This is a genomic window from Pseudomonas sp. R37(2017) (assembly GCF_002113375.1).
In the GTDB taxonomy this organism is placed as follows: domain Bacteria; phylum Pseudomonadota; class Gammaproteobacteria; order Pseudomonadales; family Pseudomonadaceae; genus Aquipseudomonas.
This window is the reverse complement of sequence record NZ_NEHO01000018.1, coordinates 64518-91125: the sequence shown is the minus strand read 5'-3', so window position 1 is coordinate 91125 and position 26608 is coordinate 64518. Positions and strand designations below refer to the sequence as shown.

The following is a 26608-nucleotide window of genomic DNA, read 5'->3' as shown; positions in this document are numbered from 1 at the left end:
CTCCCCTTAGCTCAGGCGCAGGCGGCTCGCGCCCACCAGCCAGCTGTAAATCAGATAAAGCACGACCGTCGCGAGCAACAGCAGTCCACCAAGTGCGGTCGCCATGCCCCAGTTGATGCTGGTGTTGGTGTAGAAGGCGACGAAGTAGCTGACCATCTGATCGTTCGGGCTGCCCAGCAACGCCGGGGTGATGTAGTAGCCGATGGCGAGGATGAACACCAACAGGCAGCCGGCACCGACACCGGCATAGGTCTGCGGGAAGTACACCCGCCAGAAGCTGGCGAACGGGTGGCAGCCGAGGGAAATCGCGGCGCGCATGTAGGTTGGCGAGATGCCTTTCATCACGCTGTAGATTGGCAGGATCATGAACGGCAGCAGGATGTGCACCATGGAGATGTAGACACCGATGCGGTTGAACACCAGTTCGATCGGCTTATCGATGATACCCATGGCCATCAGGCCGCTGTTGATCAGGCCACCCGATTGCAGCAACACGATCCACGCCGCGACGCGTACCAGGATCGAGGTCCAGAACGGCAACAACACCAGAATCATCAGCAGGTTGCTCTGCCGCGATGGCAGGTTGGCCAACAGGTAAGCCAGGGGATACGCCAGCACCAGGCAGATCACGGTGATGATCAGGCCCATCCAGAAGGTGCGGGCGAAGATGTCGAGGTAGATCGCCTGGTCCGGGGTAGCCGGGGCGATTTCACCGAGGTCGTCGATGCGGTGATCGACGGCCGCCAGCAGGTAATACGGGGTGATGCTGCTGGTGTTGCGGCGCACCGCTTGCCAGTAGGCCGGGTCGCCCCAGCGCTCATCGAGGCCTTCCAGCGCTTCTTTATAAGAGGTCGGCTCGGTGGCCAGCGGCAAGGCGCGGGCGGTTTTGGTCAGCAGGCTGCGGTAGCCGGCCAGTTCCATGTTCAGGCGTTTGGACAAATCGCCCAGGGTCTGATTCTTGCGAGCGTCGGCGAGATCTTCGGCCGCCGCTTTGTAAACCGGTTCAGCGGGCAGGCCGCGGCCATCCCAACTGGCGATGGCCGTCACGGTGCGCGGCATGCCGCCGACCACTTCCGGGTTGCCAACGCTTTTATAGAGCAGCGCCACGATCGGCACCAGGAACACCAGCAACAGAAACAGCACCAGCGGCGCGATCAACGCCTGAGCCTTCCAGCGGTTGACCCGCTCGGCGTGCTTGAGCCGCTGCTTCAAGGTGGGGCTGGTGCCCTCGTTCAGGGGAACGGCGATAGCCATGACGTACTCCGCAAATCTTTGATCGTTACAGAGGCGTACACACAACCTGTGGGAGCGAGCTTGCTCGCGATGGCGGCATTTGACTCAACATCAATGTTGGCTGACCGGTCGCTATCGCGAGCATGCTCGCTCCTACAGGGATTGCAGTGTTCAACCCCTAACAAGGGTCTTGCTTATTTGGCAGCCCAGGCGTTGAAGCGCTGCTCCAGTTGCTCGCCGTTGTCAGCCCAGAAGCTGACATCGATCTGCACCTGGTTGGCGATGTTTTCCGGGGTGGTCGGCATGTCCTTCAGGATATCCTTGGCCAGCAGCGGTACGGCCTGGGTGTTGGCCGGGCCGTAGGCGATGTTTTCCGAGTAGGTTTTCTGCTGCTGCGGCTGTACCGAGTAGGCGATGAATTTCTTCGCCGCTTCAGCACGCTTGGCATCCAGACCTTTTGGAATGGCCCATGCGTCGAAGTCGTAGATGCCACCGTTCCACACGACTTTCAGGTTGCTTTCTTTTTGTACGGCGGCGATACGACCGTTGTAGGCCGAACTCATGACCACGTCACCGGAGGCGAGGTATTGCGGCGGTTGTGCGCCAGCTTCCCACCACTGGATGTTCGGCTTGAGCTCATCGAGCTTCTTGAAGGCGCGGTCCTGACCGTCTTTGCCGGCCAGCACTTTGTAGACGTCCTTCGGCGCAACGCCGTCGGCCATCAGTGCGAATTCCAGGGTGTACTTGGCGCCTTTGCGCAGGCCACGCTTGCCCGGGAACTGCTTGGTATCCCAGAAATCCGCCCAGCTGGTCGGTGCGGTTTTCAGCTTGTCGGCGTTGTAGGCCAGCACGGTCGACCACACGAAGAAGCCCACGCCGCAAGGCTGGATGGCGCCCTTGACGTAGTCTTCGGTCTTGCCGAACAACGCAGGGTCCAACTGCTCGAACATGTCTTCGTCGCAACCGCGGGACAGTTCTGGCGACTCAACCTCTACCAGATCCCAGGACACGCTCTTGGTATCGACCATGGCCTTGACCTTGGCCATTTCGCCGTTGTACTCACCAGCCACGATCTTGCCGTTGCCTGCCGCTTCCCACGGTGCGTAGAAGGCTTTGACCTGAGCCGCCTTGTTCGCCCCGCCAAAGGACACCACGGTCAGGTCCGGGCCAGCGGCCATTGCACTCGCAGCCCCCATAATGCCCAGCGCCAGGGCGGTGAATTTCAGGGATTTCAACATTTATTATTCTCTCCACGTGCAGGGTTGGTGTTGTTGAAGCCGGGGCGATCAGTTCGCCTCTAGAATCGGGTCGAGAGCGCGAACGTGCTCGACCTGCCAGCCAAGCGGTACCACGTCGCCGACGGCGAGCGAGGGATCAAGCTCGGCAATCGGCTGTTTCACGAAGAAGTCGGTCTTGCCGCAGACTTCCATGCGAACCCGGACGTGGTCGCCCAGATAGATGAATTCCTCGACCCGCCCGGAGAAGCGGTTGACGCATTGGTCGCTGGAGCCATTGAGGCTCACTCGCTCCGGACGAATGGACAGGGTCACCGGCTCGCCGGCCTGGCCGATGTTGACCGCCAGCGCTTCGACTTTTTCCCCGCGACCCAACTCGACCACGCAGCGTTCGCCGCTCTGGCTGACCAGGCGGCCGTTGAGGCGGTTGTTCTCGCCGATGAAGTTGGCGACGAAGGTGTTTTTCGGTTCTTCGTAGAGAGTGCGCGGTGGTGCGATCTGCTGGATTTCGCCCTGATGGAACACCGCCACACGGTCGGACATGGTCAAGGCTTCGCCCTGATCGTGGGTCACATAGACCACCGTCACGCCCAGGCGCTGGTGCAGGTGCTTGATCTCCATCTGCATGTGTTCACGCAGTTGTTTGTCGAGTGCGCCAAGGGGTTCGTCCATCAGCACCAGTTGCGGTTCGAACACCAGCGCCCGGGCCAATGCCACACGCTGCTGCTGACCACCTGAAAGCTGCGCCGGGTAACGCTGGGCGAAGGTATCGAGCTGGACCATGCTCAGCACGCGCTTGACCCGTGCACTGACGTCGCTCTTGTTCATGCCGCGCACGGTCAGCGGGAACGCCAGGTTCTCGGACACCGTCATGTGCGGGAACAATGCGTAGTTCTGGAACACCATGCCGATGTCGCGCTTGTGCGGCGGCACGTTGTTGATGGCGCGCCCGGCCAACAGGATTTCGCCCGCGGTCGGCGTTTCAAAGCCGGCGAGCATCATCAGGCTGGTGGTCTTGCCGGAGCCGGACGGCCCGAGCAACGTGAGGAATTCGCCTTTGCGAATGTCCAGGTTGAGGTCTTTGACGATCAGGTTCTCGCCGTCGTAGCTCTTCTGCACTCCACGAAAGCTGACCAGAACATCATTGGCCCCTGCGCTTGAATCGACCTGGCTCATACCCACACCTTTGTTATTGATGACTGCTGTGGGATTAAGCCTAGTGGACGCTGGGGACCGCGCAAATCGGGGCGCAAGAGAGATTCGCCTCAGCCGGATGGAAGGCTGGGGGTAGGGATTGCCCTACAAGGATGGCGCGTTTTGGCAAATGCAGTGGCGAGAGGCCAGCTACAAGCCATAAGCAAAGGCAAAAGTGGCTCATCAGGCACGTCGTTATTGGATATGCGCACGATTCAATGACTGGTGGAGATCACTGTAGGAGTTGCTAGAGGAGCTTGTGTTCCATCGCGTACTTCACCAGTTCCGCCAGCGAGGTGATGTTGAGCTTTTGCATCAGCCGCGCTTTGTGGGTGCTGATGGTCTTGCTGCTCAGGGCCAGTTGCTGGGCGATATCGTTGACGTTGGCGCCTTGGGCCAGACGTTCGAACACGGAAAATTCGCGCTCGGAGAGCAACGAGTGCAATGGGCGCGAGTCAGTCAGGCCGACCTCGAAAACCATGCGGTCGGCCAGCTCAGGATCGATGTATCGCCCGCCTGACGCCACTTTGCGAATGGCCGTCAGCAACAGCGCCGGGTCGCTGTCCTTGGTCGCATAACCTGCCGCCCCGACCTTGAGCGCCCGGGCAGCCATCTGCGCTTCGTCGTGCATCGACAACACCAGGATCGCCGGCGGATTGTTCAGGGCGCGAATCCGCGGAATGGCTTCCAGGCCATTGACACCCGGCATGGAGATGTCCAGCAACACCACTTCGCAGGGCACATGACGCAAGGTGTCGAGCAACTGCTCGCCATTGCTCGCCTCCCCCACCACCTGCAAGTCCTTGGCCAGGCCAATCAGTTGCTTGATGCCTTCACGGACGATGGTGTGGTCTTCGGCTACCAGTACACGGATCACGTTCTTCTCCAGATTCAAAATCTATCGCGAGCCTGCTCGCTCCTACAGGTTGCTCACTTTCTCTGTGGACTTGCCAAAAACACTACAAAACCTTCAGGCAACATCCAGCGGCACTCGCACGTTCAATGTCGTGCCCTCACCCGACTCACTCTCAAGGGATAACTCACCCCCCATGATCAACACCCGCTCACGCATTCCAACAATCCCAAAGGACGTCGGTCCGCCAGGTGCGGCGACAAATCCTACGCCATCGTCGGCGACAGTCAGACACAACTCGTCGCCTTCCAACGCCAGTGTCAGTTCGACAGTATGCGCCTGGGCATGGCGCATGACATTGGTCAGCGCTTCCTGAAGGATCCGGAACAGGCCGACGGCCTTGGCGTCGCTGAGCACCGGCAGATGGTCCGGCACCTGCACCAGACACGGGATCTGCGTACGCGCCTCGAAACGTCGGGCCTGCCATTCGATGGCCGAGGCAATACCGGCATCGAGAATCGGCGGGCGCAATGCGGTCGCCACGTCGCGAACCAACTGGAACAGTTGAGCGATCAGGCGCTTCATGCTGCCCAGGCGCTCATCAAGACCGGGATCAAGTTGTGCGTAAGCCAGTTCACACATGGAGGTTTCCAGCTTGAGCACGGTCAGCATCTGGCCCAGTTCATCGTGAACCTCCCGTGCGATGCGCGCTTTTTCTTCTTCACGCACGCTTTCCAGGTGCGCGGACAACTCACGCAGTTGTTCCCGGGAGCTGGCCAGCTCAAGTTCGATGCGCTTGCTCTCGCTGATGTCCCAGACGATGCCGTCCCAGACATAGGCGCCGTCTTCCAGCCGACGGGTGATGGCTTTGATTTCCGCCCAGCGCTGCTCGCCCTGGCGCGTGAGGATTCGCCCTTGCCACGACCAGTCGCTGTCGGTGTCCAGCGCATGATCCTGGGTCTGGTGATAGCTGGCCTTGTCATCCGGATGCACCAGGCTGCGCAGGCCTTTATCGCGATGCGCCAGCGTGGCCGGCGAATAACCCACCAGGCTTTCGCTGCCTTCGCTGATGTAGGCAAAGTCGATCTGGCCGGTGACCGGTGCTCGCTCCAACCGGAACACCAGCCCCGGAACGTTGGCGGCGATGCCTTGCAGCCGCGCTTCGCTTTCCTGCAAGGCTGCCAGGGCACGGCGGCGCTCGGTGACGTCATTGAGATAAACCACCAGGTACTCGCCGTCGCGAAAACGCAGAAAACTCAACGAAACATCGGCCGGCAGAATGCTGCCATCGGCACGCACACAGTTGGTTTCGAAGCTTTGCGGGCCATCCTCGCTGGCCCGGGCGCGCTTCCACAGATTGAGCCAGCGGTCCATGTGCAGACCGGGTTCGAAATCGATCAAGGGCCGGTCGATGATCCCGCCGGACGGGTAACCGAGCATGCCTTCCGCCGCACGGTTGGCATAGCGCACGTGGCTGTCCCAGTTGACCCAGAGGATGCCGACGGTGCTTTGATCGATGGAAAACTGGGTGAGCCGCAGCGCCTCTTCGCTGGCAACACGCAAGGCAATGTCTTCCTGCGCAGCCATCAAGCGATGTTCCAGGCTGTGCTGCTGGCGACGTTGCCAAAACACAATAGCCATGCAGCTCAACGCCAGCACGGCCAGCAACAGACAGAGGTTTTGCCAGAATCCCGGGGACTCGGTGAGCCGCGGATATTTGGGTTGCAGCCATTGATTGTGCAGTTGCTCCAGATCCTTGGCCGGGATCGCCCGCAAAGCACTTTCGACGATGCCCGCCAGTTCCGGCTTGTCGCGTCGCGTGGCCACCCGCAACAGCTGCGGCAAGCCGACATCCCCCACCACCACCAGTTCGGCAAACTCCGGCTCGACGGACAGACGCCCCAATTGCGCCTCATCGATCACCGCATAGGCCGCCTGCTGGCCAGTCAATAATTGCAATGCCTGACGCTCCATCGGGACGCCTTGCAGATTCAAGTGCGGATAGTTGCTGTGCAGGTAATCGGCAATGGCACTGGGCATGCGCACCGCGACGCGGGTCTGGCTGTCGAGCTTTTCCAGCTCGACAGCCCCGGCACTTTTCTGGTCGCTGACGACCAGTTGCGGTACTCGCATGTAGGGGTCGGTAAATTGCCAGAGGCGCAAACCGCCAGGGGTTTGGGTCAGCCCCGGGGCAATATCGATTTCGCCTGTGCGGGCTGCGGCTTCCAATTGTTCGAGGTCGGGAAAGTTGCGCCAGCTCAGTTCGACGTTGAGGGTCTTTGCCAGCCACTTCATCAAGTCGACATTCACTCCGGACAGGCGCTGCAAGCGGCGATCGTATTGCGCGAACGGTGCCTGCAACACCAGGCCGACGCGCAACTCGCCTTGCTGCGCCAGCCAGTGCTGTTGATTCGGGGTCAACTGGGCAACGTGCGCCGGGGGCACGGCCGCCGCCCAACCCATCAAGGGAAACCACAAACAGCCGATAACCCACAGGCAGCGAAAACGCTTCATTGAACTCTCACACCCTGACAAATACTGACCAACCCATTAGGCTGCCGGAACCACTTCTGGCCTGGAATATCCGATGCTCCCTGTCTATCGCCTGGCACTGCCAGCATTGTGCCTGTCGTTGATCCTGCCTTGCGCTTTTTCCGTTGAGGCGGCCAACCCGGCGCCTGCCGACGCGGAAAAAACCACCGAAGAAAAACCACTCGAACGCCAGCCGCTGCCTGAGCGTAGTCAGGAAGAAGCGACTGCACTTGAGCGAAAAATTCCGGCTCAGGAACAGCAACAACTGCAAGCGGGTACCGACACGTTTCTGGCCTTGTGGAAACCGGCCAATACCGCCGAGCCCAAAGGCGCGGTGATTATCATCCCAGGCGCTGGCGAAACCGTTGACTGGCCGCAAGCGGTCGGTCCTTTGCGGCGCAAATTACCGGAGGCCGAATGGAGCAGCCTGAGTATCACCTTGCCGGACCTGCAAAGCGATGCCATTGCGCCACGAATCGTTGAAGCAGCGCCGCCACCCAAGCCCCCCGAGACGACTAGCAAAGACTCGACCACCGCTGCCCCCATCGAACAGGTGGCCGGTGGCGAGGCGGATGTGGGCGACAAGGTCATCGCCGAAACCACAGAAGAACAGTCCAAGGCAGATGCCGAGCGCATTTTTGCCCGGATCGACACCGCGATCGCGTTCGCCGAACAGCAAAGTGCCCGCAGCATTGTGGTACTGGGGCATGGTACCGGGGCGTATTGGGCCGCGCGCTACCTGAGCGAGAAACAGCCGTCGCAAGTCGAAAAGCTGGTGATGGTCGCCGCTCGGACACCGGTGGTAGCGGAGCCCGGGCTGGCGGAGCTGACACCCACCTTGAAACTGCCGACCGCGGATATTTTCTACAAGGACAAGGCGCCGGACCGCAACGCCGCACTGGAACGCCTGCAGGCCAGCAAACGCTTGAAATCGTCGGCATTCAGTCAGGTTGCGCTCAAGGCGTTGCCGGATGCCAAGGCCGAACAGGAGCAACTGTTCCGCCGGGTGCGGGGCTGGTTGAATCCGCAGAATGTGGTGGACTGACAGATCGCGTCGCCCTCTTCGCGAGCAGGCTCGCTCCCACAGGGATCTCCTAACGCAGGAGAATTGATGTGGGAGCGAGCCTGCTCGCGATGAGGCCACCACAAACAACGCAAACCTTCCTGACTAGCGAAAGTCCCGCCGCTCCCGAATCAGCGTATAGGCGCTATGCAGTTCACGCGTTCGCTCTGTCGCCTCACGAACCTGCGAAGCCGTCGCCCCGCTGCCGGCAATCTTGTCCGGATGATGGCGACTGAGCAGGCGCCGGTAAGCACGCTTGATCTGCGCCGGTTCAGTGGTGGCCGATACCCCCAGTAGCTTCAGGGCGTCCTGATAACTGGGCGCACTGTTGCCCGCCGGCCGTTTCTGCGGCTCATAGTCGTGGGCCAGTGCCTGCACCTGACGAGGCGTCCAGCCCAGCCACAGCCCCCATTGGCTGATCAGCTCACGCTCGCTGTTACCGGCACGACCATCGGCCCACACCATCCGCCAGCAGGCGCGCAACACGCCTTCTGCCGCATGGGGCTGGGCACTCAGGCGACGCAGGTAGCCGCGTAGCCGGTCGCGGCCGGACTTGCCGCGATTGAACGCGGCAATCGCCCGACGCTGGGCCGGCCCGGACATGTCCAGCGCGCGCATTTCCGCCCGGGCCTGATCGATGTGCCCGGCCATCACCTGACCGTCGCACTTGGCCAGGCGCCCCAACAAGACAAACAGCAATTCATCGTTACGCAGCACCGGGCGACCGCCCAGCTTTTCCCGCAAATGCCCCCAGCTCTGCAGGTGCAAGCGCCGGTCCAGCGCCTGCCCCAACAACGCGCCGAGTATGGCCCCCGGAATGCTGGCTATGGCAAAACCCGCTCCGGCTCCGATCAGAGTCCCTGGCCACAGCATGTCAGCGGCTCGCTTCTATCAATGTTTCAACTTCGGCCAGACGCTCGTGAGTGCCGACATCCACCCAGTGCCCCCTCAATTGCTCGCCGGTCACTTGACCGTCAGCCATGGCCTTGCGCAACAGCGGCGCGAGCTTGAAGGCCCCCGCGCGGCAACCGTCGAACAGCTGCGGATGCAACACGGCAATACCGCTATAGGTCAGAGTGGGGGCCTGCGGCTGACCGTCGCGAACCTGGTTTCCGACCAGGCAGAAATCTCCGGCCGGATGGTGGGGAGGGTTGCCGGCCAGCACCAGGTGCGCCAGGCCGTTGATGGGCTGGTGCAGCACGCTGAAGTCATAATCGGTCCAGATGTCGCCATTGACCACCACAAACGCTTCATCCCCCAGCAACGGCAACGCGCGGAAAATCCCGCCGCCGGTTTCCAGGGGCTCACCTTCCGCCGAGTACCGGATGCTCACGCCATAGCGCGATCCATCGCCCAGATAGTCTTCGATCTGTTGGCCCAGCCAGGCGTGATTGATCACGATCTCGGTGAATCCTGCGGCGGCCAATGCCCGCAGGTGATACTCGATCAGCGGCACGCCGCCAGCGCGAACCAGCGGTTTTGGCGTGGTCAGGGTCAGCGGGCGCATGCGCTCGCCTTTGCCCGCGGCCAGAATCATTGCCTTCATGCTTTCACCCCGGCACGCAGACTGGCCAGCAGCACGTCCAGTTCGGCCAGTTCAGGGCGGCGAGCGATTACCGCCTCTATATAAGCGAAGAAACGCGGCACATCGCCCAGATAACGCGGTTTGCCATCACGATGGCAGATGCGCGCGAAAATACCGATGACTTTCAAGTGACGTTGCACCCCCATCAAGTCGCTGGCACGCAGGAACTCCTCGAACTCCGCCTGAACCGGGATTCCGAGTGCGCCCGCTTGTTGCCAGTAGCTTTCGAGCCAGCCGTGCACGCGTTCCTCGGGCCAGCTGAGGAAGGCGTCCTTGAACAGGCAGGTCACGTCGTAGGTCACCGGGCCATACACCGCATCCTGGAAATCCAGCACACCGGGATTGGGCTCGCTGAGCATCAGGTTGCGCGGCATGTAGTCGCGATGCACCAGGACTTTTGGCTGTGCCAGGGCACTGTCGATCAACAGATCGCTGACTTGCTGCCAGAGCACTTGCTGCGCCGCGTCGAATTCGATGCCCAATTCGCGCTTCACGTACCACTCGGGGAACAGTTCCAGTTCGCGACGCAGCAACGCCACGTCATAACTCGGCAGCGGCGCAACCATCGGCAACTGCTGGAAAGCCAGCAACGCCTGCAGGGCATCCTTGAACAAATCGTCGGCGTTTTCGCTATCGATGACGTCCAGATAGGTCTTGTTGCCCAGGTCATTGAGCAAAAGAAAACCGCGTTCCAGGTCTTCGGCATAAATTTTCGGCACATTTATTCCGGATTTCGCCAGCAAAAAAGCGATATCCACGAAGGGTTTACAGTTTTCCTGGGGCGGCGGCGCGTCCATCACGATGAAACTTTTGCCAGCGCCTTCCCAACGGAAATAACGCCGAAAACTCGCGTCGCTGCTGGCCGCCGTCAATGTGGCCGGGGGGACGGCGCCCCAGCCCTGCTCGGCAAAAAGGTTCGCCAATTGTTCATCGAGCCAAACGTTCAGGTGTTGCAAGCGTACATCTTGATCAGGCATTGCAAGGGTCTCCGACGGCGCTAGCCGTCAAGCGGGTCATGCTTTATTATCCAGCATCTTTTTCAGACCATCGAGAGGCGTGCGGCCCATACCGCGGGCAGATGGCACGCAGGAAGCCCGGACTAATAAGATGGCATTGAAATCCCCCGCGTTTCGTAAAAAATTTCCGTTGTTGGTTACCGGCAGTTTGCTGGCGCTGCAACCCCTCGCCACTTCCTACGTGGTCGCCGCGGAACAGTTTGACTGCTCAGTCTCTGCTTCGGGTTCCTGGGACTGCGCGCCAAAGACGCCGGCGTCTGCATTGCCACCGCGTCCCCTCCATGAAGGCAGCGCAGTTTCCGCCACCGGCGAAGCGCCGGCCGAAAACGGCTCCAGTGAAGACACTGGCGCCAAGCCAGTGCTGGTCACCGAATCCAAAGGCCGTGGCCTGAAGTCGCGTAGCGAAGACTACAGTCACCTCGACTGGGTTCCCCGCGAACAGCTCACCGCCGCACAATTGGCCGAAACCGGTCCTTATTGCTCTGGTTCCTATATCGAACCGATTCGTCCTGGCATGAATGACAAGACGAATAAAAGTGACGCGCCTACCTTTATCGGCGCAAAAGCCTCCCGCTATAAGCAGGATGAACAGGTCGCAACCCTGGCCGGTGACGTTGTCATGCGCCAGGGCAGCATGCAGGTCGAAGCCGATGAAGCCAACCTGTACCAGGCCGAAAGCCGTGGCGACCTGAACGGCAACGTACGCATTCGCGACAACGGCGCCCTGATCGTGGGCGACCACGCCGACGTGCAGCTCGACACCGGTGAAGCCAAGGTCGACAACGCCGAATACGTGATGCACAAATCGCGCATCCGCGGTAATGCGCTGTACGCCAAGCGTGCCGAGAACGCGATCATCCGCCTCAAGGATGGTACGTACACCACGTGCGAACCGAACAGCAACGCCTGGCAGCTCAAGGGCAACAACATCACCCTGAACCCGGCCACCGGTTTCGGTACGGCAACCAACGTGACGCTGCGGGTCAAGGACATCCCGGTCCTGTACACGCCGTACATCTATTTCCCGATCGATGACCGTCGCCAGTCCGGCTTCCTGCCGCCGACCATCGGCACCGGCAGCGATACCGGCTTCATGCTGGTTACCCCGTACTACTTCAACCTGGCGCCGAACTACGATGCCACGTTGTACCCGCGCTACATGGAAAAGCACGGCTTGCTGATGGAAGGCGAATTCCGCTACCTGACCAAGTCCAGCGAAGGCCAGTTCGGTGCGGCGTACCTGAACGACGAAAGCGACGAGCGCGACAAGCAGTCCGACGCCGAAAAAACCCGCTACATGTACAACTGGCAACACAAGGGTGGTCTCGACTCACGCGTGCTTACGCAAGTGGACTACACCAAGATCAGCGATCCGTATTACTTCCAGGATCTGCAGACCGACCAGATTGGCGTGAAAAGCAACGACTACGTGAACCAGCAAGGTTCCGTGACCTATCGCGGCGAGGGCTATACCGCTCGTGCAAACGCCCAGGCGTACGAACTGGCGAGCGTGTCGAACATTACGCCGTACGACCGCCTGCCGCAGCTCACCCTCGACGGTATTCTGCCTTACCATCCGGAAGGCCTGGATTTCACCTACAGCACCGAACTTGTTCGGTTTGATCGCGATCTGCAGAGCGGGACATACTTTGACGAAGACGGCGTCGGCAGTCCTCGTCTCGATAACAACGTTCAAGGTCTGGCTCGCGCCAACGGCGACCGTCTGAATCTCGCGCCAGCCATGAGCCTGCCGATGAACACGACGTACGGGTTCCTGACACCGAAGCTCAAATACCAGTACACCCAGTACCAACTGGACCTGGACGGTCTCGGCAAAAGTCAGATCGCGGCTCAGAATCAAGCCGCAGCTGCAGCCGGAACCAAAAACTTCAATGGTCAGTTCGACAGCAACCAGAACCGCGGCGTACCGATCGCCAGTATCGACAGCGGCCTGTACTTCGATCGCAATACCCAGTATTTCGGCAAGAACTACCGCCAGACCCTCGAGCCGCGCCTGTTCTACCTGTACGTGCCTGAGGTCGACCAGGAAGACATCCCGGTATTCGACACCAGTGAGTACACCTTCAGCTATGCATCGCTGTTCCGTGACAACCGCTTCTCCGGCTCCGACCGTGTCGGTGACGAGAACAAACTGTCCCTGGGCGTAACCAGCCGCTGGATCGAAGACAACGGTTTCGAGCGTCAACGCATCAGTGTCGGTCAGGCCTTGTACTTCAAGGACCGCGAAGTCCAGTTGCCAGGTATCGATCCAAAGACCCGCCAGGATACGCAAGCCAGCGTTTCGCCTTACGCCCTGGAATACGAGTATCGCTGGAACCGCGACTGGCGTACCACGGCCGATTACAACTGGGACCCGGACAGCCGCAGCCCTCGCTCGGGCAGCGCGATGTTCCACTACCAGCCTGAAGACAACCCGAACAAGGTGGTCAACCTCGGCTATCGCTATCGCAATGACCAGATCCGTTATGACCAGAACACCGGTAAATGGAGTGTGGGCGGTGGCGACTACGGCACCCCGGGCCAACCTGGCTACGTGAAGGATTACTACAAGATCAAACAGCATGACTTCTCGGTCATCTGGCCGATCGTGCCGCAATGGAGCGCCATCAGCCGCTGGCAGTATGACTACAACCGCAACCGTACCCTGGAAGCCTTCGGTGGTTTCGAGTACGACAGCTGCTGCTGGAAACTGCGTCTGATCAACCGCTACTTCGTTGATTACGACGAGTTCAGCCAGCAGGCACCGGAAAACGAAAAAGGCGACCATGGCGTCTTCCTCCAAATTGTTCTGAAGGGACTCGGCGGCCTCACCGGCGCCAAGGCAGAGAGCTTCCTCGACAAAGGCATTCAAGGTTATCGTGAACGTGAAGACCAAGCTTTCTGATTGTCTGCGCCCGCTGATGCTGGGCGCGCTGTTCCTGACTACGGCGGCCAGTGCCGCCGTACAGTCCATCGATAAAGTGGTGGCCATCGTCGACAACGACGTGGTCATGCAGAGCCAGTTGGACCAACGTGTTCGTGAAGTCCAGCAAACCATTCGCAAGCGTGGTTCTGCCGTGCCGCCGTCCAGCGTGCTGGAGCAGCAGGTACTGGAACGCCTGATCGTCGAAAACCTGCAATTGCAGATCGGCGATCGCTCCGGCATCCGCATTACCGATGAAGAGTTGAACCAGGCCGTGGGCACCATTGCCCAGCGCAACAACATGTCGGTCGAGCAGTTCCGCGCCGCCCTGACTCGCGACGGTCTGTCCTACGACGACGCGCGTGAGCAGATTCGCCGCGAAATGGTCATCAGCCGTGTGCGCCAGCGCCGGGTCGCCGAACGCATTCAGGTCTCCGAGCAGGAAGTGAAAAACTTCCTGGCGTCGGACCTGGGCAAAATGCAGCTGTCCGAAGAGTTCCACCTGGCCAACATCCTGATTCCTACGCCGGAAAGCGCCAACGCCGACGCAATTCAGAGTGCCGCCAAACAGGCCGATGCGATTTACCAGCAACTCAAGCAAGGCGCTGACTTCGGTCAGTTGGCGATCGCCAAGTCCGCCAGCGAAACCGCACTGGAAGGTGGCGACATGGGCTGGCGTAAAGCCGCTCAACTGCCCCCACCATTCGATCGCCTGCTGAGCACCTTGCCGGTGGGTGATGTCACCCAGCCAATGCGTACCCCGGGCGGCTTCATCATCCTGAAGGTCCTCGACAAGCGTGGCGGCGAAACCCAGATGCGCGATGAAGTGCATGTGCGTCACATCCTGGTCAAACCGAGCCCGATCCGCGACGAAGCGAAAACCAAGGCCCTGGCCGAATCGCTCTACAGCCGTATCCAGGCCGGTGAAGACTTCGGCGAGCTGGCGAAAAGCTATTCGGAAGACCCGGGTTCCGCCCTCAACGGCGGCGACCTGAACTGGATCGACCCGAACGTGCTGGTGCCCGAGTTCCGCGAAGTGATGGCCAAGACCCCGCAAGGTCAACTGTCCAAGCCGTTCCAGACCCAATACGGCTGGCACGTCCTGGAAGTCCTTGGCCGTCGCGCCACCGACAGCACCTCCCAGGCTCGCGAGCAGCAGGCAATGACCGTCTTGCGTAACCGCAAATACGACGAAGAGCTGCAAACCTGGCTGCGTCAGATCCGTGACGAAGCGTACGTGGAAATCAAACTCCCTGGCGCCGACCAGGCAGCGCAGTGAAGCCTCAACGTTTCGCGCTGACACCCGGTGAACCGGCCGGCATAGGTCCCGACCTGTGCCTGCTGCTCGCCTCGCAAGCCCAGCCCCACCCACTGATTGCCATCACCAGCCGCGACCTGCTCATCGAGCGGGCCGCGCAACTGGGCGTGGCTGTCGACTTGCTGCCGGTCACGCCGGGCAACTGGCCGGATGCACCCGCGCCCGCCAACAGCCTGTACGTCTGGGATACACCGCTCAGCGCCAAGGTCGTTGCCGGGCAACTGGACAAGGCCAACGCTGCCTTCGTTCTGGAAACCCTGACCCGCGCCGGCCAGGGCTGCCTGAACGGGGATTTTGCCGGCATGATCACCGCGCCGGTGCACAAAGGCGTAATCAACGAATCGGGCATTGCCTTTTCCGGGCACACCGAATTCCTCGCAGACCTGACCCATACCGCGCAAGTGGTGATGATGCTGGCCACGCGCGGCTTGCGCGTGGCCCTGGTGACCACTCACCTGCCCCTTCGCGAGATTGCCGATGCAATCACGCCAGAGCGCCTGGAGCGCGTCACGCGAATCCTGCACGCCGACCTGCAAAACAAATTCGGCATCGCCCAGCCACGCATCCTGGTCTGCGGACTCAACCCGCATGCCGGTGAAGGCGGACACCTGGGCCATGAAGAAATCGATATCATCGAACCCACATTAGAGCGCTTGCGCGGCGAGGGCATGGACCTGCGTGGTCCCCTGCCCGCCGACACTCTGTTTACCCCCAAATATCTGGAGCACTGCGATGCAGTGCTGGCGATGTACCACGACCAGGGCCTGCCGGTGCTGAAGTACAAAGGCTTCGGCGCGGCAGTCAACGTGACCCTCGGCTTGCCCATCATCCGCACCTCGGTCGACCACGGCACCGCCCTGGACCTGGCCGGCAGCGGCAAGATCGACACCGGCAGCCTGCAAGTCGCCCTGGAAACCGCCTACCAGATGGCCGAGACCCGTTTATGACCGAGCAATACCAACACAAGGCGCGCAAACGCTTTGGCCAGAACTTCCTGCACGATGCCGGCGTTATCGACCGCATCCTGCGTTCCATCCATGCCAAGGCAGAAGACCGCCTGCTGGAAATCGGACCGGGCCAGGGCGCACTGACCCAAGGCCTGCTCAGCAGTGGCGCGCAACTCGACGTGGTGGAACTGGACAAGGACCTGATCCCGATCCTCAACCAGCAGTTTGCCGGCAGGAGCAACTTCAACCTGCATCAGGGCGATGCACTGAAGTTCGACTTCAACAGCCTGAATGCCGCGCCAGGCAGCCTGCGGGTGGTCGGCAACCTGCCGTACAACATCTCCACGCCGCTGATTTTTCACCTCCTGCACAACTCGCACCTGATTCGCGACATGCACTTCATGCTGCAAAAGGAAGTGGTCGAGCGCCTGGCTGCGGGCCCCGGTGGTGGTGACTGGGGCCGCCTGTCGATCATGGTTCAGTACCACTGCCGGGTCGAGCACCTGTTCAACGTTGGCCCGGGTGCGTTCAATCCGCCACCGAAAGTCGACTCGGCCATCGTGCGCCTGGTGCCCCACGCGGTACTGCCGCATCCGGCCAAGGATCACCGCTTGCTGGAGCGGATCGTGCGCGAAGCGTTCAACCAGCGCCGAAAAACCCTGCGCAACACCCTCAAACTGCTGCTGAGCAATGCCGAAATCGAAGCCGCCGGCGTCGATGGTGGCCTGCGTCCAGAGCAACTCGACCTGGCCGCCTTCGTGCGCCTGGCCGACAAGCTCAGCGAACAAGCGCCACAAAAGCCTGCCGCAGACTGACAGGCGATGAGCGCTATCGGGTAGGAAGCCACTCTGGCCTACTACCCGATACTTGGCCTAGACTGAACGCCATCAGCTACGCCCCGCGTCCCGCTTCGTTTTTAAGGCCCCTTGCATGTCCGATCCTCGCTATCAGGTCGACGTCAGCGTCGTCACCCGCTATCTGGCAGAACAATCGCAACCCGAACTCGATCGCTTTGCCTTCGCCTACACCATCACCGTGCAAAATAATGGCGAAATGCCCGCCAAACTGCTTTCACGGCACTGGATCATCACCGATGGCGACGGACATGTCGAAGAAGTGCGCGGCGCAGGCGTAGTCGGCCAGCAACCATTGATCGACCCCGGCAAGAGCCATACCTACAGCAGCGGCACGGTCATGACCACCAAGGTCGGCACCATGCAAGGCACTTATCAGATGCTTTCCGATGACGGCAAACATTTCGATGCCATCATTGCACCCTTCCGCCTGGCGGTGCCCGGAGCGCTGCACTGATGGCAACGTACGCTGTCGGCGACCTGCAAGGCTGTCTTCAGGCCTTGCAATGCCTGCTCAAACAAGTGGCGTTCGACCCTCAACGGGATCGCCTGTGGCTGGTGGGCGACCTGGTCAACCGCGGCCCGCAGTCGCTGGAAACCCTGCGCTTCCTCTATAGCATCCGCGAATCGCTGGTGTGCGTGCTCGGCAACCACGACCTGCACCTGCTGGCGGCCGGACGCAACATCGAACGCCTGAAGAAGGCCGACACCCTGCGCGAGATCATTGAAGCGCCCGATAGCGCCGAACTGCTCGAATGGCTGCGCCAGCAAAAGCTCCTGCACTACGACGAACAGCGCAACGTTGCACTGGTCCATGCCGGCATCCCGCCGCAGTGGTCGCTGCGCAAAGCCTTGAAATGTGCCGCCGAAGTCGAGACCGCCTTGCGTGACGACAACCTGTTGCCGCCTTACCTCGACGGCATGTATGGCAACGACCCGGCGAAATGGGACAGCGACCTCAAAGGCGTGACGCGCCTGCGGGTGATCACCAACTATTTCACACGCATGCGCTTTTGCACCGCCGAAGGCAAACTCGACCTCAAGAGCAAGGAAGGCCTCGATACCGCACCACCGGGCTACAAGCCCTGGTTCCAGCACAAGGAACGCAAGACCAGGGATGTGAAAATCATCTTCGGTCACTGGGCGGCGCTGGAAGGCAACGTCCATGAGCCGGGCATCTCGGCCCTCGACAGCGGCTGCGTCTGGGGCGGCGCCCTGACCCTGATGAACGTCGACAGCTTTGAGCGCCTGTCCTGCAAATGCGATGAACACGGCCATGCCGTGCCGCCAGTCGCCTCATCCATTTCCCAAACATCGCCAGCCAGCGCTCCGCGCTAGACTGCCCATTCAGCCGAGCCACAGGAGCCCGCCATGAGCGAATTCAAACGTATCCCCCCGGAACAGGCCCAGGCCCTGCGCGAACAGGGCGCAGTCGTGGTCGACATCCGCGATCCGGCCACTTATGCCGCGCTGCATATCAGCGGCTCCAAACACCTGGACAACCATTCGGTCTCCGACTTCATTCGCAACGCCGACCTCGATGCGCCGACCGTGGTGGTCTGCTACCACGGCAACTCCAGCCAGAGCGCAGCCGCCTACCTGATCAGCCAGGGCTTCTCCGACGTCTACAGCATGGATGGCGGATTCGAGTTGTGGCGTACGACCTTTCCTGCAGAAACGGCGCAAGGCACCTCCGAATAATTTTTTTGTAACGTTGCAGGCCCCGGCTCCCGCGGGCTGGCGCGGTGGCAGACGAACGGTCTGCCACAACTAATTACGTATCTCGCCTTTACCTCCCGAATTCCCAACTATCCTTAAGCCCAGGCCATCCAAAACAGGGGAGAGCCGGTACACCGGCGCACGGGTCATCGGGAGTAGCTTTCGGAGTAGTCAGCTCCGGGAGAGTTCTGGGGGGTAAACAGCAATCGCCTGTTCGGTTGCTGCCAGCATCGACTGAGTGATCCGGCGTCGGCTCCACGTATCGAGCGAGGTGACGTCATGAGTATCTTTAGCCACTTCCAACAACGCTTCGAGTCCACACGCCAGGAAGAACTCTCACTGCAAGAGTATCTTGAGCTGTGCAAAAAGGACCGCAGCGCCTACGTTTCCGCCGCCGAGCGTCTGCTGCTGGCCATCGGTGAACCGGAACTGCTCGACACCTCGACCAACTCGAGACTGTCGCGCATTTTCTCCAACAAGGTCATTCGCCGCTATCCGGCCTTTGAAGACTTCCACGGGATGGAAGAATGCATCGACCAGATCGTGTCGTACTTCCGCCACGCCGCTCAAGGCCTGGAAGAAAAGAAACAGATTCTTTACCTGCTCGGCCCTGTCGGTGGCGGTAAATCGTCCCTGGCCGAGAAGCTGAAACAACTGATGGAAAAAGTGCCCTTCTATGCCATCAAGGGCTCGCCGGTGTTCGAGTCGCCTCTGGGTCTGTTCAACTCCACTGAAGATGGAGCGATCCTCGAGGAAGACTTTGGCATTCCACGGCGCTACCTCAATACCATCATGTCGCCATGGGCAACCAAACGCCTGGCCGAATTCGGTGGCGACATCAGCCAGTTCCGCGTCGTGAAACTCTACCCGTCGATCCTCAACCAGATCGCCGTGGCCAAGACCGAACCCGGTGACGAAAACAACCAGGACATCTCGGCGCTGGTGGGCAAGGTCGATATCCGCAAACTGGAGGAATTCCCGCAGAACGACGCCGACGCCTACAGCTACTCGGGCGCCCTGTGCCGGGCCAACCAGGGTCTGATGGAGTTCGTGGAGATGTTCAAGGCACCGATCAAGGTGCTGCACCCACTGCTGACCGCTACCCAGGAAGGTAACTACAACAGTACCGAGGGTCTGGGCGCGATTCCGTTCACCGGGATCCTGCTGGCGCACTCAAACGAATCGGAATGGCATACCTTCCGCAACAACAAGAACAACGAAGCCTTCATCGACCGGATCTACATCGTCAAAGTGCCGTACTGCCTGCGGGTCAGTGACGAGGTCAAGATCTACGACAAACTGCTGTTCAACAGCTCCCTGGCCAAGGCGCATTGCGCGCCGGACACCCTGAAGATGCTGGCCCAGTTCACCGTGCTCTCGCGCCTCAAGGAGCCGGAAAACTCCAACATCTACTCGAAGATGCGCGTGTACGACGGCGAGAACCTCAAGGATACCGATCCAAAAGCCAAGTCGATCCAGGAATACCGCGACAACGCCGGTGTCGACGAAGGCATGAACGGTCTCTCCACCCGCTTCGCGTTCAAGATCCTGTCGAAGGTGTTCAACTTCGACCCGCACGAAATCGCCGCCAACCCGGTGCATCTGCTCTACGTGCTGGAACAACAGATCGAACAGGAACAGTTCCAGGCCGAGACCCGCGAACGCTATCTGCGTTACCTCAAGGAGTACCTGGCACCGCGCTACATCGAATTCATCGGCAAGGAGATCCAGACCGCCTACCTCGAGTCCTATAGCGAGTACGGCCAGAACATCTTCGATCGTTATGTGCTGTACGCCGACTTCTGGATCCAGGACCAGGAGTACCGCGATCCGGAAACCGGCGAAATCCTCAACCGCGTAGCCCTGAACGAAGAACTGGAGAAAATCGAAAAACCGGCCGGCATCAGCAATCCGAAGGATTTCCGCAACGAAATCGTCAACTTCGTCCTGCGTGCCCGGGCCAACAACAACGGCAAGAACCCGACCTGGCTCAGCTACGAAAAACTGCGGGTGGTCATCGAGAAGAAAATGTTCTCCAACACCGAGGACCTGCTGCCAGTCATCAGCTTCAATGCCAAGGCCAGCAAAGAGGACCAGCAGAAACACAACGACTTCGTCACACGGATGGTCGAGCGGGGTTACACCGACAAACAGGTACGACTGCTGTCCGAGTGGTACCTGCGGGTCAGAAAATCACAATAACCCGCTGCCGGTCAGACCGGTTGTCGTCAGCCAGAGACCTGTGTGCGCTTTTTCTGTTACACAGGCCTCTGGAAGGTGTTCGAAAGTCGGTAGCGAGTTCAGGCAGCATCCAAAGCGCTTGGGGGAGCGTTCAATGTCCCTCGGCTTTCGGTTCGATGCCGTATCACCGCTCGCCCCTTTCAGGACAGCTTCTAAGGAGCAGTCATGAGCTATGTGATCGACCGACGTCTCAATGGCAAGAACAAGAGCACGGTGAACCGCCAGCGGTTTCTGCGACGCTACCGTGATCACATTAAAAAGGCTGTCGAAGAGGCGGTCAGCCGGCGCTCCATTACCGATATGGAACACGGCGAACAAATCAGCATTCCCGGCCGCGACATCGACGAGCCGGTGCTCCACCATGGCCGCGGGGGCAAGCAGACGGTCGTGCACCCGGGCAACAAGGAATTCACCAGCGGCGAACATATCGCCCGCCCGCCGGGAGGCGGTGGCGGTCGAGGCCCCGGCAAGGCCGGCAATTCCGGCGAAGGGATGGACGAATTCGTCTTCCAGATCACCCAGGAAGAATTCCTCGAATTCATGTTCGAGGATCTTGAGCTGCCAAACCTGGTCAAGCGCAACCTGACCGGCACCGATACCTTCAAGACCGTACGTGCCGGGATCAGCAGCGAGGGCAACCCATCGCGGATCAACATCATCCGCACCCTGCGTTCAGCCCACGCCCGGCGCATCGCGCTGTCCGGCAGCAGCCGGGCGAAACTGCGCGAAGCCAAGGAAGAACTTCTGCGACTCAAGCAGGAAGAACCGGACAACTTCGGCGATATTCAGAAAATCGAAGAAGAAATCGAAAAACTCAGTGCGCGCATTAATCGCATCCCGTTCCTCGACACATTCGACCTCAAGTACAACCTGCTCATCAAACAACCCAATCCCAGCTCCAAGGCCGTGATGTTCTGCCTGATGGACGTGTCCGGCTCGATGACCCAGGCGACCAAGGACATCGCCAAACGCTTCTTCATCCTGCTGTATCTGTTTCTCAAGCGTAACTACGACAAGATCGATGTCGTATTCATTCGCCATCACACCAGCGCCCGCGAAGTGGATGAAGAGGAATTTTTCTACTCCCGGGAGACCGGCGGCACCATCGTTTCCAGCGCCTTGAAACTGATGCAGGAGATCATGGCCGAACGTTATCCGAGCAATGAGTGGAACATCTACGCCGCCCAGGCCTCCGACGGTGACAATTGGAACGACGACTCGCCGATCTGCCGTGACATCCTGATCAACCAGATCATGCCATTCGTGCAGTACTACACTTACGTTGAGATCACCCCACGCGAACACCAGGCCCTGTGGTTCGAATACGAGCGCATCGCCGAAGCCTTTTCCGACACGTTTGCCCAGCAACAACTGGTCTCGGCCGGGGATATCTATCCGGTCTTCCGTGAACTCTTCCAGCGCAGGTTAGTGACATGACCGCCAAAGAGCAGAAGCGCCAACCCATTTCCACCGGCTCCGAATGGACGTTCGAGCTGATCCAGGCATACGACCGCGAAATCAGTCGTATTGCGGCCGGTTATGCCCTCGATACGTACCCTAACCAGATCGAAGTGATCACCGCCGAGCAGATGATGGACGCCTACGCCTCGGTCGGTATGCCCCTGGGTTATCACCACTGGTCCTACGGCAAGCACTTCCTCAGTACTGAAAAATCCTACACCCGCGGCCAGATGGGGCTGGCGTACGAGATAGTGATCAACTCCGACCCATGCATCGCCTACCTGATGGAAGAAAACACCATCTGCATGCAGGCGCTGGTGGTGGCCCATGCCTGCTACGGGCACAACAGCTTTTTCAAAGGCAATTACCTGTTCCGCACCTGGACCGACGCCAGCTCGATCATTGATTACCTGGTGTTTGCCAAGCAGTACATCATGCAATGCGAAGAACGACACGGTATCGACGCGGTTGAGGACCTGCTCGATTCCTGCCATGCGCTGATGAACTATGGTGTCGACCGCTACAAACGCCCTTATCCGATTTCCGCGGAAGAAGAACGCCGTCGGCAAAAGGATCGGGAGGAGCATTTACAGAAACAGATCAACGATCTGTGGCGCACCATACCCAAGGGCGCGGACAAGTTCAGCGACAAGGACAACGCACGCTTCCCCGCCGAACCCCAGGAAAACATCCTGTATTTCATCGAAAAACATGCGCCGCTGCTGGAGCCATGGCAGCGGGAAATCGTGCGCATCGTGCGCAAGATCGCCCAGTATTTTTATCCACAACGTCAGACCCAGGTGATGAACGAGGGCTGGGCCACGTTCTGGCATTACACCCTGATGAACGACCTGTACGACGAGGGCCTGGTCACCGACGGCTTCATGATGGAGTTCCTGACTTCCCACACCAGCGTGGTGTTCCAACCGGGTTTCGATAGCCCTTACTACAGTGGCATCAACCCCTATGCCCTGGGTTTTGCCATGTACCGCGACATCCGGCGCATGTGCGAAGAGCCAACGGAAGAAGATCGCCGCTGGTTCCCTGACATTGCCGGTACCGACTGGCTGGCAGCCGTCAAGTTCGCCATGAGCAGCTTCAAGGATGAGAGCTTCATCCTGCAGTACCTGTCGCCCAAGGTGATCCGTGACCTGAAGCTGTTCAGCATTCTCGATGACGACCAGAAGGACGACCTGCTGGTACCCGCCATTCATGACGAAAGTGGCTACCGCACAATCCGTGAAACCCTCGCGGCGCAGTACAACCTGGGCAATCGCGAGCCCAACGTGCAGATCTACAGCATCGACCGGCGCGGTGACCGCTCCCTGACCCTGCGCCATCAGCAACACGACCGCAAACCGCTGGGGGACTCGACCGAAGAAGTACTCAAACACCTGCACCGCCTCTGGGGTTTCGACATTCACCTGGAAACCCTGCAAGGGGAAACCGTGATGAAAACCCACCATGTGCCACCCAGAAGCGAACACGGCGAAGGTGAATACGGGCGCCTGGACCTGGCTGTCATCCATCTTTGATCCGGCTTGTACCTCCGAAAGCTCGATGCAACGGTTATCCTGTCGAGCTAACGGAGGTTTTTTATGCGTATTTATAAAGTCGGCGGTGCGGTTCGCGATCGCCTGCTGGGTAAACCGGTTACCGATATCGACTGGGTCGTGGTCGGCGCCACCACCGAAGAAATGCTCGCCAGGGGCTTCCGCCCGGTGGGTGCGGATTTCCCGGTATTCCTTCATCCGAAGAGCGGCGAGGAATACGCCCTTGCCCGCACCGAACGCAAAAGCGGACGTGGGTACGGCGGCTTCACTTTTCACGCCAGCCCTGAGGTCACCCTCGAAGAAGACTTGATTCGTCGCGACCTGACCATCAATGCCATGGCCGAAGACGATCAGCAGAACCTGACCGACCCGTACCACGGCCAGCGCGATCTCGAAGCGCGTCTGCTTCGCCATGTTTCCCCGGCATTTGCCGAAGATCCTCTCCGAGTCCTGCGTGTTGCCCGCTTTGCGGCGCGTTATGCGTCGCTGGGCTTTACCGTCGCCCCGGAAACCCTGGAACTGATGCGCCAACTCAGCGAGTCAGGCGAGCTTGAAGCGCTGACCCCGGAGCGCAGCTGGAAGGAAATTTCCCGGGCCCTCATGGAAGATCAGCCACAGGTATTCATTGAGGTTTTGCGCGCCTGCGACGCCCTCAAGGCGCTGATGCCAGAGGTAGATGCACTGTTTGGCATACCACAACCCCCGACCCACCACCCGGAAATCGACACGGGTGCACACACCTTGAGCGTTTTGCAGCAAGCCGCCATACACAACCAGCCACTGACAGTGCGCTGGGCCTGCCTGCTCCACGACCTGGGCAAAGGACTGACGCCAGAGGAAGAATGGCCAAGACACATTGCCCACGAGTTCAAAGGCCTGAAGCTGATCAAAGCAGTCAATGAACGTTTCAAGGTGCCGAGGGACTGCCAGGAACTGGCGCTGCTGGTGGGCGAATATCACACCCATGGCCATCGCGCCCTGGAACTCAAGCCATCGACGCTGCTGGAGTTGCTGCAGAGCTTCGATGTTTACCGCCGACCACAGCGGTTCGAGGAATTCATCGCAGCATGCGAGATGGATGCGCGGGGGCGCAAAGGGCTTGAGGAAAGAAGTTATCCACAGGCGGATTATTTGCGCGGCGCGGCAACTGCAGCTCGCAGCGTGGCGGTTCAGCCATTGCTGGAGAAAGGATTCAAGGGGCCGGAGCTGGGGGAAGCGATCAAGCGTGAACGGCTAAAGACCTTGAAAGCCTACAAAGAGACCGCGTCGATCTGAAAAGCTTCGCGAGCAGGCTCGCTCCCACAGACTTACGCTAACCCTGTAGGAGCGAGCCTGCTCGCGAAGACGCCAGTAAGGTCACAACAAATCTGAAGGTGTCAGCTGCTCGCCACGCCACTCAAACTTCACCGGCGCCAACACCTGATCAATCCGGGATTCGGCCCACAAGGTCGCAAAACTCTTGCCTACGCCCGGGTGTACTCGATCAGGCGCTATCAACGACAGTGGCCACAGAACGAACGCGTTTTTCAGGATTTCTGCCCGCGGCAAGACCAGGCCATCGAAGTTGCCCACCAGATCACCGAACAACAACACGTCGATGTCCAGCGGCAAACCTCGGCGATCCGGCGCATATCGGCCGTTATCCGCCTCGATGAACTTCAATCGACGATCAAGCTCGATCAGCGGTAGATCCGTATAGGCCGACACCACGAAATTGAAGAACGGCCCGCTCTTGATGCCCACCGGCTGGCTTTCGAACACCGCCGAACAGCGGATATCGACAAGAAACGCCGCCAATGCATCGAGCCCCGCCTGCAAATGGGTTTCACGCTCGATATTGCTACCGAGCCCGAGATAAACCTGAGTCAGCGACATCCGCGCTCGATCTCCACGCCTACACCGCCGGTGGCAGCCGGGACAGCGCCAGGCTTGGTCAGCTTCAGGCGCATCCAGGTGATCTTGAATTCGCTCATCAATACCTCGACCAGGCGCTCGGCGAAGGTTTCGACCAACTGGAACTGCGCCTGCTCGGCAAATGCCTGGATGCGCGAAGAAACACTGGCGTAGTCGAGCGCCAGGGTCAGGTCATCACCGGCTGCGGCCGGGCGATTATCCCAGGCGAAGCTCAGGTCAAGACGCAAGCACTGTCGGATGCCTCGCTCCCAGTCGTAGGCACCAATCACCGTGTCGACTTCCAGGCCCTCGATAAACACTCTGTCCAAGCACTTCTCTCCGCTACACGACAAGGGCGCAATGCGCCGTTAGAATCAGGGCTTCCCCGCCCGGAATAGTTAGCATGTTTTGGTTACTGGCGATCCTCGCCTACCTGCTCGGCTCTCTGTCCTTTGCCATTTTGCTCAGCCGCCTGACCGGCAACCCCGACCCGCGAATGAGTGGCTCTGGCAATGCCGGCGCCACCAACATGCTGCGACTGGCCGGCAAGAAACTCGCCATCCTGACCCTGCTCGGCGACCTTTGCAAAGGCCTGCTGCCGGTACTGATCGCGCGTCTTGCGGGTCTTTCCCAGCAGGAGCAGGCCTGGATCGGCGTCTATGCCGTTATCGGCCATCTGTTTCCGTTGTACTTCCGTTTTCGCGGCGGCAAGGGTGTCGCCACCGCTGCCGGCATGTTGCTGGGCCTGTATCCGCCTGCAGCGCTGTTGGCAGTCTGCGCCTGGCTGCTGACGTTCTACCTGACCCGTACCAGCTCCCTGGCCGCTCTCATCGCCACACCGCTGACCCTGCCGTTGCTGGCCTGGCAAGAGCCGGCCGCCCTGCTGCCCATGAGCACGCTCACCGGGCTGATCGTCTGGCGTCATCGCGGCAATCTACGCGACCTGTTCGCCGGGCGCGAACGGCATTTCTAGCGACCGGACATGAGC

Annotated in this window: 23 protein-coding genes; 13 read left to right on the top strand and 10 right to left on the bottom strand. The window is 60.0% G+C overall.

The window, feature by feature from the left end:
• Window positions 1-6: 6 nt before the first annotated feature.
• The 5 genes from CAG47_RS23315 to CAG47_RS23295 form a co-directional block, all read right to left on the bottom strand.
• Window positions 7-1254 carry an ABC transporter permease gene (locus tag CAG47_RS23315; RefSeq protein WP_085727841.1) on the bottom strand — a complete coding sequence of 416 codons (1248 nt, stop codon included), beginning with the start codon at window positions 1252-1254 and terminating at the stop codon, window positions 7-9.
• 173 nt (window positions 1255-1427) lie between these two features.
• Window positions 1428-2471 carry an ABC transporter substrate-binding protein gene (locus CAG47_RS23310; protein ID WP_085727839.1) on the bottom strand — a complete coding sequence of 348 codons (1044 nt, stop codon included), beginning with the start codon at window positions 2469-2471 and terminating at the stop codon, window positions 1428-1430.
• A 48-nt stretch (window positions 2472-2519) separates the two neighbouring features.
• Complete coding sequence (locus CAG47_RS23305; RefSeq protein ID WP_085727837.1) at window positions 2520-3644, bottom strand: ABC transporter ATP-binding protein; 1125 nt, start codon at window positions 3642-3644, stop codon at window positions 2520-2522.
• A gap of 265 nt (window positions 3645-3909) precedes the next feature.
• Window positions 3910-4539 carry a response regulator transcription factor gene (locus CAG47_RS23300; protein ID WP_085727835.1) on the bottom strand — a complete coding sequence of 210 codons (630 nt, stop codon included), beginning with the start codon at window positions 4537-4539 and terminating at the stop codon, window positions 3910-3912.
• A 93-nt stretch (window positions 4540-4632) separates the two neighbouring features.
• Window positions 4633-7029 carry a PAS domain S-box protein gene (locus tag CAG47_RS23295; RefSeq protein WP_085727833.1) on the bottom strand — a complete coding sequence of 799 codons (2397 nt, stop codon included), beginning with the start codon at window positions 7027-7029 and terminating at the stop codon, window positions 4633-4635.
• A gap of 73 nt (window positions 7030-7102) precedes the next feature.
• On the opposite strand from CAG47_RS23295, the gene CAG47_RS23290 reads away from it, so the two are divergent.
• Window positions 7103-8092 carry an alpha/beta hydrolase family protein gene (locus CAG47_RS23290; protein WP_085727830.1) on the top strand — a complete coding sequence of 330 codons (990 nt, stop codon included), beginning with the start codon at window positions 7103-7105 and terminating at the stop codon, window positions 8090-8092.
• Between the two features lie 123 nt (window positions 8093-8215).
• Here the strand turns inward: CAG47_RS23290 and CAG47_RS23285 are convergent, their stop codons facing one another.
• Genes CAG47_RS23285 through CAG47_RS23275 form a run of 3 tightly spaced genes read right to left on the bottom strand, consistent with a single transcriptional unit; the run spans window position 8216 to window position 10672 of the window.
• On the bottom strand, window positions 8216-8983 hold the full coding sequence (locus CAG47_RS23285) for a TerB family tellurite resistance protein (protein WP_085727828.1): 768 nt from the start codon (window positions 8981-8983) through the stop codon (window positions 8216-8218).
• Window position 8984: 1 nt separating this feature from the next.
• Window positions 8985-9656: an N-acetylmuramate alpha-1-phosphate uridylyltransferase MurU gene (murU, locus tag CAG47_RS23280; protein ID WP_085727826.1), complete on the bottom strand. Its 672-nt coding sequence runs from the start codon at window positions 9654-9656 to the stop codon at window positions 8985-8987.
• Window positions 9653-10672 (bottom strand): aminoglycoside phosphotransferase family protein, encoded by a 1020-nt coding sequence (locus CAG47_RS23275; protein ID WP_085727824.1) that lies wholly within the window; start codon window positions 10670-10672, stop codon window positions 9653-9655. The genes murU and CAG47_RS23275 overlap by 4 nt, the downstream gene beginning before the upstream one ends.
• Window positions 10673-10802: 130 nt before the next feature.
• Between CAG47_RS23275 and CAG47_RS23270 the strand changes: the two genes are divergently transcribed.
• The 11 genes from CAG47_RS23270 (at window position 10803) to CAG47_RS23220 (ending at window position 25002) form a co-directional block, all read left to right on the top strand.
• Window positions 10803-13616: an LPS-assembly protein LptD gene (locus CAG47_RS23270; RefSeq protein WP_085727822.1), complete on the top strand. Its 2814-nt coding sequence runs from the start codon at window positions 10803-10805 to the stop codon at window positions 13614-13616.
• Window positions 13597-14913 (top strand): peptidylprolyl isomerase SurA, encoded by a 1317-nt coding sequence (gene surA, locus CAG47_RS23265; RefSeq protein WP_143515913.1) that lies wholly within the window; start codon window positions 13597-13599, stop codon window positions 14911-14913. The genes CAG47_RS23270 and surA overlap by 20 nt, the downstream gene beginning before the upstream one ends.
• Window positions 14910-15899, top strand: coding sequence for a 4-hydroxythreonine-4-phosphate dehydrogenase PdxA (pdxA, locus tag CAG47_RS23260; protein WP_085727818.1), 990 nt, complete (start codon window positions 14910-14912; stop codon window positions 15897-15899). Before surA ends, pdxA begins: the two co-directional genes overlap by 4 nt.
• Window positions 15896-16714 (top strand): 16S rRNA (adenine(1518)-N(6)/adenine(1519)-N(6))-dimethyltransferase RsmA, encoded by an 819-nt coding sequence (gene rsmA, locus CAG47_RS23255; RefSeq protein ID WP_085727816.1) that lies wholly within the window; start codon window positions 15896-15898, stop codon window positions 16712-16714. The genes pdxA and rsmA overlap by 4 nt, the downstream gene beginning before the upstream one ends.
• A 115-nt stretch (window positions 16715-16829) precedes the next feature.
• On the top strand, window positions 16830-17210 hold the full coding sequence (gene apaG, locus CAG47_RS23250) for a Co2+/Mg2+ efflux protein ApaG (RefSeq protein WP_085727814.1): 381 nt from the start codon (window positions 16830-16832) through the stop codon (window positions 17208-17210).
• Complete coding sequence (locus CAG47_RS23245) at window positions 17210-18091, top strand: symmetrical bis(5'-nucleosyl)-tetraphosphatase (RefSeq protein WP_085727812.1); 882 nt, start codon at window positions 17210-17212, stop codon at window positions 18089-18091. The genes apaG and CAG47_RS23245 overlap by 1 nt, the downstream gene beginning before the upstream one ends.
• Window positions 18092-18124: 33 nt before the next feature.
• Window positions 18125-18454, top strand: coding sequence for a thiosulfate sulfurtransferase GlpE (glpE, locus tag CAG47_RS23240; RefSeq protein WP_085727810.1), 330 nt, complete (start codon window positions 18125-18127; stop codon window positions 18452-18454).
• Window positions 18455-18751: 297 nt separating this feature from the next.
• Entirely contained in the window at window positions 18752-20674 is a 1923-nt protein-coding gene (locus tag CAG47_RS23235) for a PrkA family serine protein kinase (RefSeq protein WP_085727808.1), read from the top strand.
• Between the two features lie 204 nt (window positions 20675-20878).
• Complete coding sequence (locus tag CAG47_RS23230) at window positions 20879-22150, top strand: YeaH/YhbH family protein (RefSeq protein WP_085727806.1); 1272 nt, start codon at window positions 20879-20881, stop codon at window positions 22148-22150.
• Entirely contained in the window at window positions 22147-23709 is a 1563-nt protein-coding gene (locus CAG47_RS23225; protein WP_085727804.1) for a SpoVR family protein, read from the top strand. The genes CAG47_RS23230 and CAG47_RS23225 overlap by 4 nt, the downstream gene beginning before the upstream one ends.
• A 63-nt stretch (window positions 23710-23772) precedes the next feature.
• Entirely contained in the window at window positions 23773-25002 is a 1230-nt protein-coding gene (locus CAG47_RS23220; protein ID WP_085727802.1) for a multifunctional CCA addition/repair protein, read from the top strand.
• 81 nt (window positions 25003-25083) lie between these two features.
• Here the strand turns inward: CAG47_RS23220 and folK are convergent, their stop codons facing one another.
• Together folK and folB are read right to left on the bottom strand one after the other, a co-directional pair.
• Entirely contained in the window at window positions 25084-25602 is a 519-nt protein-coding gene (gene folK, locus CAG47_RS23215) for a 2-amino-4-hydroxy-6-hydroxymethyldihydropteridine diphosphokinase (protein WP_085727800.1), read from the bottom strand.
• Complete coding sequence (gene folB, locus CAG47_RS23210) at window positions 25593-25949, bottom strand: dihydroneopterin aldolase (RefSeq protein ID WP_008051601.1); 357 nt, start codon at window positions 25947-25949, stop codon at window positions 25593-25595. The genes folK and folB overlap by 10 nt, the downstream gene beginning before the upstream one ends.
• A 74-nt stretch (window positions 25950-26023) precedes the next feature.
• Here folB and plsY point away from each other — a divergent pair, with 74 nt between their 5' ends.
• Window positions 26024-26593, top strand: coding sequence for a glycerol-3-phosphate 1-O-acyltransferase PlsY (gene plsY / locus CAG47_RS23205; protein ID WP_007993197.1), 570 nt, complete (start codon window positions 26024-26026; stop codon window positions 26591-26593).
• Window positions 26594-26608: the final 15 nt, after the last annotated feature.